Annotated in this window: 11 protein-coding genes; 5 read left to right on the top strand and 6 right to left on the bottom strand. The window is 71.2% G+C overall.

The window, feature by feature from the left end; translation table 11 throughout:
• On the top strand, positions 1–539 hold a 539-nt coding region (locus EEJ42_RS39140; protein WP_123106918.1), incomplete at its 5' end, for an HAD-IC family P-type ATPase.
• A 161-nt stretch (positions 540–700) separates the two neighbouring features.
• On the opposite strand, the gene EEJ42_RS39135 is transcribed toward EEJ42_RS39140, so the two are convergent.
• Together EEJ42_RS39135 and EEJ42_RS39130 are read right to left on the bottom strand one after the other, a co-directional pair.
• Complete coding sequence (locus tag EEJ42_RS39135) at positions 701–3,301, bottom strand: bifunctional FO biosynthesis protein CofGH (protein WP_123106917.1); 2,601 nt, start codon at positions 3,299–3,301, stop codon at positions 701–703.
• Between the two features lie 121 nt (positions 3,302–3,422).
• The gene (locus tag EEJ42_RS39130) at positions 3,423–4,277 is read right to left on the bottom strand and encodes an LLM class F420-dependent oxidoreductase (RefSeq protein ID WP_123106916.1); all 855 of its coding nucleotides are present in this window, start codon (positions 4,275–4,277) and stop codon (positions 3,423–3,425) included.
• Between the two features lie 145 nt (positions 4,278–4,422).
• Between EEJ42_RS39130 and EEJ42_RS39125 the strand changes: the two genes are divergently transcribed.
• Positions 4,423–5,937, top strand: a complete 1,515-nt coding sequence (locus EEJ42_RS39125) for a CehA/McbA family metallohydrolase (protein WP_184503487.1) — start codon at positions 4,423–4,425, stop codon at positions 5,935–5,937.
• Between the two features lie 13 nt (positions 5,938–5,950).
• Here the strand turns inward: EEJ42_RS39125 and EEJ42_RS39120 are convergent, their stop codons facing one another.
• From EEJ42_RS39120 to EEJ42_RS39110, 3 genes are read right to left on the bottom strand one after another with little or no spacing between them, the layout of a single operon-like run.
• A complete protein-coding gene (locus EEJ42_RS39120) occupies positions 5,951–6,637 on the bottom strand; it encodes a GntR family transcriptional regulator (protein ID WP_123106915.1) in 687 nt (228 codons plus the stop codon).
• A 57-nt stretch (positions 6,638–6,694) separates the two neighbouring features.
• Complete coding sequence (gene cuyB / locus EEJ42_RS39115) at positions 6,695–7,420, bottom strand: cysteate racemase (RefSeq protein WP_123106914.1); 726 nt, start codon at positions 7,418–7,420, stop codon at positions 6,695–6,697.
• On the bottom strand, positions 7,417–8,724 hold the full coding sequence (locus EEJ42_RS39110; RefSeq protein WP_123106913.1) for a dicarboxylate/amino acid:cation symporter: 1,308 nt from the start codon (positions 8,722–8,724) through the stop codon (positions 7,417–7,419). The genes cuyB and EEJ42_RS39110 overlap by 4 nt, the downstream gene beginning before the upstream one ends.
• Positions 8,725–8,966: 242 nt before the next feature.
• Here EEJ42_RS39110 and EEJ42_RS39105 point away from each other — a divergent pair, with 242 nt between their 5' ends.
• Positions 8,967–10,073, top strand: a complete 1,107-nt coding sequence (locus EEJ42_RS39105) for a DUF5937 family protein (protein WP_123106912.1) — start codon at positions 8,967–8,969, stop codon at positions 10,071–10,073.
• Between the two features lie 57 nt (positions 10,074–10,130).
• Here the strand turns inward: EEJ42_RS39105 and EEJ42_RS51445 are convergent, their stop codons facing one another.
• Complete coding sequence (locus EEJ42_RS51445; protein WP_184503486.1) at positions 10,131–10,307, bottom strand: DUF6879 family protein; 177 nt, start codon at positions 10,305–10,307, stop codon at positions 10,131–10,133.
• 20 nt (positions 10,308–10,327) lie between these two features.
• Between EEJ42_RS51445 and EEJ42_RS39100 the strand changes: the two genes are divergently transcribed.
• Complete coding sequence (locus tag EEJ42_RS39100; protein WP_342778391.1) at positions 10,328–10,741, top strand: Scr1 family TA system antitoxin-like transcriptional regulator; 414 nt, start codon at positions 10,328–10,330, stop codon at positions 10,739–10,741.
• On the top strand, positions 10,738–10,938 hold the full coding sequence (locus tag EEJ42_RS39095) for a DUF397 domain-containing protein (protein ID WP_123106911.1): 201 nt from the start codon (positions 10,738–10,740) through the stop codon (positions 10,936–10,938). Before EEJ42_RS39100 ends, EEJ42_RS39095 begins: the two co-directional genes overlap by 4 nt.
• Positions 10,939–11,028 lie beyond the last annotated feature (90 nt).

Here is an 11,028-nt window from a genome sequence, read left to right as displayed (position 1 = left end):
CCGGCGCGGCGGAGGCGGTCGGCGGCCTCACCGCGCTGACCGGCACCGCGCCGGTGCTGCTCACCGGCGACAACCGGCGCGCGGCCGACCGCCTCGCCGCCGAGACCGGCATCCGCGACGTACGCGCCGGGCTGCTGCCGCAGGACAAGGTGGCCGCCGTACGGGAGCTGGCCGACGCCGGGCGCCGCGTCATGGTCGTCGGCGACGGCGTCAACGACGCCCCCGCCCTGGCGGCCGCCCACACCGGCGTCGCCATGGGCCGGGCGGGCTCCGACCTGGCCCTGGAGACCGCCGACGCGGTCGTCGTACGGGACGAACTGGCCGCCCTGCCCGCCGTCGTGCGGCTCTCCCGCACCGCCCGGCGCCTGGTCGTCCAGAACCTGGTCATCGCCGGGGTCTGCATCACCGCGCTGGTCGTCTGGGACCTGGCCGGGCAGCTGCCGCTGCCGCTCGGCGTCGCCGGGCACGAGGGCTCCACCGTCCTCGTCGGCCTCAACGGGCTGCGGCTGCTGCGCGAGTCGGCCTGGCGCCAGGGCTAGGGCCCTTCTGACGGATCTCCGCGGCGTCGCGACGCCCTGCACGCACTCTCACCGCACCGCACGAAACCCCAAGTAGCTCCGCTACGAGGGCTTCCGCGCGGCACGCCGAGAGCACGCACCGGACGCCGCTCCTTCTCCCACGGAGATCCGCCAGAAGGACCCTAGTCGCCGAGCACCGGTAGCAGCTCCGGAAGGTGGCCGTCCGAGGCGAGGGCCGCCTTCTGCCGCTCCTCCGGGACGTCCCCGTACGTCGTCGTCCGGGGGCGGGCGGGGCGGCCCGCCAGGTCGGCGATGCCGATGAGGTCCTGGATGGAGCGGTACGAGCCGTACGAGGAGCCCGCCATGCGGGAGATGGTCTCCTCCATGAGGGTGCCGCCCAGGTCGTTGGCGCCGGAGCGCAGCATCTCGGCCGCACCCTCGGTACCGAGCTTGACCCAGCTGGTCTGGATGTTGGGGATGTGGGGGTGGAGGAGGATCCGCGCCATGGCCGTCACGGCGCGGTTGTCGCGGGTGGTGGGGCCGGGGCGGGCGATCCCGGCGAGGTAGACGGGGGCGTTGGTGTGGATGAAGGGGAGGGTGACGAACTCGGTGAAGCCCCCCGTCTCCTGCTGGATCTCCGCCAGCAGCCGCAGATGGCCCAGCCAGTGGCGCGGCTGGTCGACATGGCCGTACATCATCGTCGAGGACGAGCGGATGCCCAGCTCGTGCGCGGTCTTGATGACCTCCACCCAGGTCGCCGTCGGCAGCTTGCCCTTGGTGAGGATCCAGCGCACCTCGTCGTCCAGAATCTCGGCCGCCGTGCCGGGGATGGTGTCGAGGCCCGCCTCGCGCGCCGCCGTCAGCCACTCGCGGATGGACATCCCGGTGCGGCTCGCGCCGTTGACGACCTCCATCGGGGAGAACGCGTGGACGTGCATCCCGGGGACGCGCTCCTTCACCGTCCGGGCGACGTCGAAGTACGCCGTACCGGGCAGGTCCGGGTGGATGCCGCCCTGCATGCACACCTCCACCGCGCCCACGTCCCACGCCTGCTGGGCGCGGTCGGCGACCTGGCTCATGGAGAGGGTGTACGCGTCGGCGTCGGTGCGGCGCTGCGCGAAGGCGCAGAAGCGGCAGCCGGTGTAGCAGACGTTGGTGAAGTTGATGTTGCGGGTGACGATGTACGTGACGTCGTCGCCGACCGCCGACCGCCGCAGGTCGTCGGCGATACGGGTGAGCGCGTCCAGCGCGGGCCCGTCGGCGTGCAGCAGGGCCAGGGCCTCGGGGTCGGTGAGCCGGGTGGGGTCGTCGGCGGCCTGCGACAGGGCGGCCTTCACGTCCGCGTCGATCCGGGACGGGACCATGCCGGGGGCGGCGGCCTCGCGCAGCGCCTCCCAGTCGCCGTACACCTCGTCGAAGTCCTCGCGCCGGTCGCCGGTGCGGCCCTCGGTGTCGATGGTGCGGTGCAGATCGGTGCGGCCGGAACCGGCGGCGGTGAACTCCTCGTCGGGCTCCTGCCAGGGCAGCCCGGCGGGCAGGGCGCCCGGGCGGGCTAGGCCCGTCTCCGGGTCGGCCAGCGCGCGCACGTGCGGCAGCAGCCGCGGGTCCAGCCACGGCTCGCCGCGCGTGACGAACTCGGGGTAGACCGCGAGCCGTTCGCGCAGTTCGAACCCGGCGGCGGCGGACCGGTCGGCCAGCTCGTCCACCTGGGGCCAGGGGCGCTCGGGGTTGACGTGGTCCGGGGTGAGCGGGGAGACGCCGCCCCAGTCGTCGATACCGGCGCCGATGAGCCGCTCGTACTCCGCGTCGACCAGGTTCGGCGGCGCCTGGATGCAGCCGGACGGGCCCAGGATGTGCCGGGCGACCGCGACGGTGGCCACCAGTTCGTCCAGCTCGGCGTCCGGCATCCCGCGCATCGCCGTGTCCGGCTTGGCGCGGAAGTTCTGCACGATGACTTCCTGGATGCCGTGGTACGAGCGGGACACGCGGCGCAGCGCGAACAGCGACTCTGCGCGCTCCTCGTAGGTCTCCCCGATGCCGATCAGCAGCCCGCTGGTGAACGGGACGGAGCTGCGGCCCGCGTCCTCCAGGACGCGCAGCCGGACGGCCGGTTCCTTGTCCGGCGAGCCGTAGTGCGGGCCGCCGGGCTCGCTCCACAGCCGCTCGGACGTGGTCTCCAGCATCATGCCCATGGAGGGCGCGACCGGCTTGAGCCGCTGGAAGTCCGTCCAGGTCATGACGCCGGGGTTGAGGTGCGGCAGCAGCCCGGTCTCCTCCAGGATGCGGATCGCCATGGCCCGTACGTACGCGATCGTGTCGTCGTACCCCTCGGCCTCCAGCCACTCCCGCGCCTCGGGCCAGCGGTCCTCGGGGCGGTCGCCGAGCGTGATCAGCGCCTCCTTGCAGCCCATTTCGGCGCCGCGGCGGGCGATGTCCAGCACCTCGTCGGGGGACATGAACATGCCGTGGCCCGCGCGGCGCAGCTTGCCGGGGACGGTCGCGAACGTGCAGTAGTGACACTTGTCGCGACACAGACGGGTCAGCGGGATGAAGACACTGCGCGAGTAGGTGATGACCCCGGGGCGGCCCGCGGCCTCCAGACCGGCGTCCCGCACGCGCGCGGCCGAGGCGGCGAGGTCGCTCAGGTCGTCCCCGCGCGCCTGGAGCAGCACCGCCGCCTCGGCGGTGTCCAGCGCCACGCCCTCGCGGGCGCGCTTGAGCGCACGGCGCATCGCGTTGGCGGTGGGGGACTTCGGTTCGTTTCCCTGCGCGCTCGTGGTCATCCTCCGAGCATACGAGTGGTGTCCGACACCGCCAGACCGGCCGGGCCTGCGGTTTTGTGGGTCTGATCACGACAATTCGGCGCCGGTGCCGGGAATATTCGTGCCGCCTACAGGCACCGGTCTACAGGTACTGGGCGGACTCATCGAGCGTGTGCAGGATCTCCGTCTCGTCCCCGGACGGAAGCTGCACGACGACCTCCTCGATGCCGAGGTCGGCGTAGTGGGCGAGCTTGCCGGGCGAGGGGCGCACCGCGTACGGCACCACCTCCAGCGCCGCCGGGTCCCGGCCCGCCTCGGCCCAGACGCGGCGCAGTTCGGGGAGGGACTCGGTGAGGCCCCCGCCGCCGATCGGCAACCAGCCGTCGGCGTACGCGGCGATGTGCGCGAACAGGCGCGGCCCGGCCGCCCCGCCGATCAGGGTGCGCGGCCCGGTGAGCGGATCGCCGGACGGGCGCTCCCGGATCACCGGTTTGGGGTACGCGAGACTCGCCCGTACCGAGGCGTACGGGCCCTGATGCGCCGTGGGCTCCTCCGCCCACAGGGCGCGCATCAGCGCCATCCGGTCGCGGACCAGCTCGCGGCGCTCCGCCCAGACGGTGCCGTGGTCGGCGGCCTCCTCGACGTTCCAGCCGTAGCCGATGCCGAAGGTGAAGCGCCCGCCGGACAGGAAGTCGAGGGTGGCCACGCTCTTCGCGAGGACGACCGGGTCGTGCTGGGCCACCAGGCAGATCCCGGTGCCGAGCCCCAGCCGCTCGGTGACGGCGGCCGCCTGCCCGAGGGCCACGAACGGGTCCAGGGTGCGTCCGTACGGGCGCGGCAGCGGCTCGCCCATGGGGGCGGGCGTGTCGCGGCTGACCGGGATGTGGGTGTGCTCGGGCAGATACAGCCCGGCGAACCCGCGCTGCTCCAGCTCGCGCCCGAGCCAGGCGGGGCGGACGGTCTCGTCGGTCAGGAAGACGGTGGTCGCGATGCGCATGAAGGGGCCGCTCCTCCGGTTGGCCGGTGTGGCTCGCGTATGTTCCCTCAGCGCCGGGGAGTTATCCACAGGGGTTTCCGCGGATGTCATCCGCGCGTACAACGGTGTGACGCGGATGACGCTGATTCGACTCTGGGGGGCAGGCATGCAGCGACGGGACGTACTCAGACTCTCCGCGCTCGCGGGTGCGGCGGGGGTGCTCACGCTCGACCCGGTGTCCTTCGCGCAGGCCGACGAGGCGGACCCCGGAGCGGATCGGTCCCGTACGTTTTCCGGCCATCTCCCCACCGGCTCCCCGGACTTCGTCTATCTGCCGGTGGAGGTTCCGCCCGGGGTCCGCGAGATCGCCGTCTCCTATACGTACGACAAGCCGACCGTCCCGGCGGGCACGCAGGGGAACGCGTGCGACATCGGCATCTTCGACGAGCGCGGTACGGAGCTGGGCGGGCGCGGCTTCCGCGGCTGGTCGGGCGGGGCCCGTACGGAGTTCGCGATCAGCGCCGAGGAGGCCACCCCCGGGTACCTCGCCGGGCCCGTCCGGGCGGGCACCTGGCATGTCGTCCTCGGCCCCTACACGGTCGCCCCGCAGGGCCTGGACTACAAGGTCACCGTCACCCTGCGGTTCGGCGCCCCCGGCACGACTCCGAAGCCCGTTTACCCGCCGCAGCGGGCCAAGGGGCGCGGCCGGGCCTGGTACCGGGGCGACTCCCATCTGCACACCGTGCACTCCGACGGCAAGCGCACCCCGGCCGAGCTGGCCGCCGCCGCCCGCGCCGCCGGGCTCGACTTCATCACCACCACCGAGCACAACACCACCTCCGCCCACGGCGCGTTCGAGGGCCTGTGGGGCGACGACCTGCTGATCATCACCGGCGAGGAGATCACCACCCGGAACGGCCATGTGGTCGCCCTCGGCATCGCCCCGGGCACCTTCATCGACTGGCGCTACCGCGCCCGCGACAACCGCTTCGGCCAGTTCGCCCGCAAGATCCGCCAGGCGGGCGGCCTGGTGATCCCGGCCCACCCGCACGGCACCTGCGTCGGCTGCAACTGGAAGTTCGGCTTCAACGAGGCCGACGCCGTCGAGGTGTGGAACGCCGACTTCGGCCCGGACGACGAGGCGACCGTCCTGGAATGGGACAACACCCTGGTCGCCGCCGCCCGCGGGGACGGCCGCTGGCTCCCCGCCGTCGGCAACAGCGACGCCCACCGCGAGCCCCAGCCCGTCGGCCTCCCCCAGACCGTCGTCCTCGCCGACGACCTCTCACGCGCCGCCCTCCAGGACGGCATCCGCGCCGGCCGCTGCTGGATCGCCGAGTCCTCCGAGGTCGACCTCGCCTTCGAGGCGGTGGACGGCCGCGGCACGCACGCCGGAATCGCCGACCGCCTGGCCGTCGCCCCCGATGCCTCGGTGACGGTCCGCCTGAAGGTCACCGGCGCGGGCGCGGGCCGCCAGGTCCGCTTCATCACCGACCAGGGCCCGCTGTACACCACCACCCTGCCCGCCTCCGGCTCCGGCACCGTGGAGTGGACGACCACGCCGTCCTACGCGGCCTACGTCCGCGCCGAGGTCCGCCACCCGGCGTCGGACGGCGGCGCGTCGGGCATACCGGGCCCGATGGTCGCCCTGACCAACCCGATCTGGCTCGGTCAGCGCTGACGGACCGGCCGTCTCAGGCGGTGGGTGCTTCGGCGAACTGGTTGGTGTCGAAGAGCTGGTTGATGTGCCCGCCGAGTTCGGACCAGTGCTGTCCGGAGAGTTCGGCGGCGGCGCGGGCATCGCCGGTGGCGCAGACGTCGATGAGCTGGTCGTGGTGCTCGATGGTGTTGCGGCCGCCGAGCAGCGTGGAGAACTTGCGGTAGAGGATGCGGTGGATCTGGGGATGGACCTGTTCGACGATCCGGCTGAGCACGGGGTTGTCCGCGGCCGTGATGGGGACGGCGTGGAAGCGGTCGTCGGCGGCGAGGGCGGCCGTGGTGTCGTCACCGGCGACGGCGCGCTCGAAGTCCCGGTTGGCTTCGCGCATGCTCCGCAGGTCCTGCTCGGTCATGACCGGCACGGCGGTCTCGAGGGCGAGCTGGTCGAGGGCGCGCAGGACGGCGAGGGTCTTTTCGGCGTCGCGGCGGTTGAGGGTGGTGATGCGGGTGTAGACGCCCGGCTTGGCCTCGACCAGTCCGATGTCGGCGAGCCTGGCGAGGGCCTCGCGCACCGGGGTGCGGCTGAGCCCGAGGCGCTCGGCCAGCTCACTGTCCTTGACCTTCTCCCCCGGCACCAGTTCGCCGCGGACGATGGAGTCGCGCAGGCGGTGGAAGACCTCGTCACTGAGGAGGCGGCGGGAGACAGGGCTGTCGAGCGACATATTGCGTACAATACATCGCCCCGCTCGCAGTGCACCCGCCTTCCCCGTCATGGGCCGTCATGGTCCGCATGCCGCCCGGGCGCGGCGGACGAGGGCCCCGGCCAGGATGGCAGCCGGATCGATGAGGGGAACGTCTACGGCGTCGGCGGGAAGCCCGAGCGGGATCTCGGTGCATCCCGCGATGATCGCCTCCGCGCCCCGGTCGGTCAGCCGCCGTGCGGCGCGGGCCAGGGACGCGGTCACCGCGGCGCCGCCGATGCCGGCCTTCACGGCGCGGATGGCGGCCATGACCTCACTGTGCTGGGCGTCCTCGTCGGGGAGCACGAGGCGGATGCCGTAGCGGTCGAGCCACTCCTGGTACAGGCCCGCCCGGACGGTGCCGGTGGTGGCCAGCAGCCCCGCGGTGCGGACGGCCGGTCGCACGGTGGTCAGGTGACGTGCCACTTCGCCGATCATGTGGATGATCGGCAGGCCGACGTGGTCGGCGATGCGGGGAACGAAGGCGTGGGCGGTGTTGCAGGGGATGGCGATGACGGTGGCGCCCGCCTCGCGCAGGACGCGGCTGCCGTTGAGAAGCCAGGGTGTGGGATCGGGGCCGTTGCCGAGGAGCGCCTCGGTGCGGTCGGGGATGGTGGGGTCGGACCAGATGACCGCCGTGAGGTGGTCCTGGTCGCTGCGGCCCGGGGTCATCGACACCAGCTTGGCGTAGAAGTCGGCGGTGGCCGCCGGTCCCATGCCGCCGAGGATGCCGATGACCTCCGTCGTGCCGCTCGGGCTGATCACCGTGCGTCGTCCTTCTGGAGGGCCTGGGCGAGCTGCGGTTCGCGGCCGGAGTCGTCGTGTGAGGTGTCGTCGTCGTGCGCGGCGGTGTCGGCGGTGGACTCGTGCGGGCGGCCGTCCTTGGCCTCCCGGCGCTTCTCGGAGCTGTCCACGACGGCGGCGGCCAGCGCGTTGCCGATGACGTTCACGCCGGTGCGGGCCATGTCGACGATGAAGTCCACGCCGAGGAGCAGGGCGATGCCCTCGGGGGGCAGCCCGATGCTGTTGCCCGCGGCGATGAGGACGACGACGGACGCGGAAGCCACACCCGCCATGCCCTTGGAGAGGAGCACCAGCACGCCGACCATGACGAGCAGGGCGGGGAGAGAGGTGTCGGCTCCGTAGGCGTTGGCGATGAAGACCAGGCCCGCGGCCTGGTACAGGACGGAGCCGTCGGTGTTGAACGAGTAGCCGAGGGGAACGACGAACGAGGTCGTCGACCGGCTGAGCCCGAAGGCCTCCAACTTGCCCATGAGGGGAGCCAGTACGGCTTCGGAGCTGCGGGTGACGAACGCGATCCCCGCCAGGTTGGCGATCGACTTCAGCAGCTCGATATAGCGGATGCGGTAGATCGCGGCGATGAGGGGGAAGAGCACGCCGATCACGATGACCAGGCCCGCGTAGACGACGGCGATGAAGCCCACGAGGCTGCGCAGGTTGCCGAACCCGTAGTGGGCGACGTCGTAGGAGAGGAACCCGAGCACGCCCAGCGGGGCGACGCGGATGACGTAGCCGACGACCTTGAACATCACCGTGGCGACGGAGTCCAGCACCGAGGCGAAGGGGGCCGCCTTCTCGCCGATGGCCGCCATGGCCACGCCCACCAGCAGGGCGAAGACGATCGCGCCGAGCAGATTGCCCTCGCTGAAGGCGGCGAAGATGTTCTTCGGAACCGCGTGCAGGATCAGCTCGTGGAAGTCGATCCCCTGGTCCAGGCTCTCCAGGTCCTTGGGGTCGGCGGCGCCGACGGGGGCGCCCTTGCCGATGCCGGTGAACTTCGCGAGGCCCACGGCGATCAGCAGGATGACGGTGGTGACGAGCTCGAAGTAGAGGATGGCCTTCCCCGCGATCCGGCCGACCTTCTTGACCGACTCCATGCGGGCGATGCCGAGCACGATGAGCGGGAAGACCAGGGGCAGGACGACGACCTGCACCAGGTTGAGGAAGAGATCGCCGAGGATCTTCATCTGCTCGCCGACGGCCGGTGCGAGGGCTCCGATGAGGGCGCCGAGCCCGACGGCGATGATCGACTGCACACCGATCGGCATCCGCAGACATCGCCGCAGAAGCCCCGGCCGGGGTCCGGAGGCCGTGTCTGTGCTGGTGGATCGCGTAGGTGGTGCGTTCATCGCAGCTCCAATATATTGCGCTCTGCGTATTGGGCGGTAAGGCTGCGCCTCAGGGCAGCGGCCTGTCAAGGGGTGGCGCACCGGTGACTTCCCGGGCTCCCGATTGACGGCCGCCGTCAATCGGGAGCCCGCATGTCGGTCGCGGTGGGCACCATGGGGCCATGGGCGTGCACATCGACATCGCGGGACTGCGGCCGGAGAGGATCACCGTTGCGATCTCGCCCTTGGCCGAGCTCGGCATGGCGTTGCACGCGCTGTCCGAGCCGGAGCACCACCCGGGCCTGAAGGGCTGGGCCACGGGTGTGACCGCTCGGCTCGCCCCACATCTGGCGGACCGCATGTGCGAGGCGGACTTTCTGTGGCGGACGACGTTCTCCGACCTCTTCCTGCCGTTCGCGGGCGTCCCGGGCGGGGCCGTCCTGCCCGGTGAGACCCTCGCCGAAGAACTGGACCTGATCGACAAGCTGTCCGACGAGGAGTTCGTGGACGCGGCCCTGGAGTTCACGTGCCCCCTGACCTACGGCACCCCCGGCCCCAGCCCGCTTGTCGACGCCGCGCTGCGCCACCGGGCCCTGGAGCTGGCCGCCGCGCGCGGCCCGCACCAGGCCCGCTTCACCGAGCGGCTGCTGAACGACCCGCCGCAGATCCGGACCTGGCTGCGGCAGTTCCTCCAGGACTGCGACGCGGCCTTCTTCGCGGACACCTGGTCACGGCTGCGCCATCAGCTCGCCGCGGACGCCCGGCACAAGACGGAGCTGCTGCGCCGCAAGGGCCTGTCCGAGGCACTGGCCGCCGTGTCACCAGCGGTGACCCTGGACGGGGCCGCCGAGCGGATCACCGTCGACAAGTTCTGTGCGGGCCCCGGGACTTCGGCGGACAGCGGTTTGCTGCTCGTACCGACGAGCCTGGGCTGGCCGCACCTGATGGTCCTGCAACGCCACGGGTGGCAGCCGGTGCTGCACTACCCGGCGAACTCCCCGGAACTCGTCGCCCCGGCCTCGGTGGAGCAGCTGGCCCTGCGGATGGCCGCGCTGTCCCACCCGGTGCGCATGCGGCTGTGCCGCAGCCTGGCCCGCAGCGCGTTCACCACCAGCGAGCTGGCCCAGGCGCACGGCATGACCGCTCCGGAGATATCCCGCCACGTGACCACCCTGAAGAAGGCGGGCCTGATCACCACCCGGCGCCGGGGCCGGTACGTCTACCACCAGCTCGACGTCAGGGTGGTGGCCCGGCTGAGCAGCGACTTCCTGGAGGGAATCCTGCGCTAGGAAAGGAGAAGGGCCCGCCTATGCACCGTGGACGACGACGGCACTGCTGTTCCTCCATCAGAGCCGACGAGGAGGTGAGTACTCCGTGTGCGGCACTGCTCGCTCCCAGACTGCCTCGAAGGCGGAGCTGCACAGCTTCACCGTTGCCGGGTCATCCGTGACGGTCTCCTCATCGGGGGCGAGTTCAGCGTCACCGTCGAAGTGATGGAAGACGACGCATTCGCCATCCAGCACCCAACACACAGTTGGTCAAGGTGCGTCAGGCGCGGCAGGCGCAGATTGAGCCCGGAGGAACGTCGTACGCGGCCATTCTTTGGGAGCCTGTCATCTTGCATCCACTGCTGAATCACGAGATTCACCGTGAGCAACTGTCGGCCATTCTCGACGTGGGGAAGAGGCAGAACGTCACGATTCAAGTCCTCCCGTTCTCAGCTGGAGTGCTTGCCGGGACGACCTCCGCCTTCTCTTCCTTCAGCTTCGACTCCGACCCCGCCGTTGAGGCGGTGACCATGGAGAACCTGAGGGGCACATCGATCCTCGAAGACCCTCAGGATCTCATCGCTTACACCAACGCGTTCGACCTACTACGATCGGCGGCACTGGGACCGGATGAAAGCGTACGACTCATCCGACGTGTACTGCGGAGCGGCAAGGAAGACGCGAAGTGACCCCTGAGGTTGTAGGTCCTTACCGGAAGTCTTCGTACTCCGGGCAAGAGGGTAATTGCGTAGAGGTCGCGGCTACTGTCAGCGGCGGCCGCGCCGTACGGGACAGCAAGGACCCTGGCCGCCCCTCCCTCCGCTTCACTCGTGGGGGATGGCAGGCATTTGTCCACGGCATCGAGAACGGAACGTTCGACGCCTAGGACAGCGGCCTAGCTGTGTTGTCCGAAGAGGTTGGTGATGCGGCTGGCTGGGGTGTGGCCGCTGATTCCGGTGTGGGGTCGGTGGTAGTT

The organism is Streptomyces botrytidirepellens (assembly GCF_003721215.1).
GTDB classification, from domain to species: Bacteria; Actinomycetota; Actinomycetes; order Streptomycetales; family Streptomycetaceae; genus Streptomyces; species Streptomyces himastatinicus.
The sequence above is the reverse complement of the archived record's forward strand: the minus strand, read 5'-3'. Positions and strand labels throughout refer to the sequence as shown.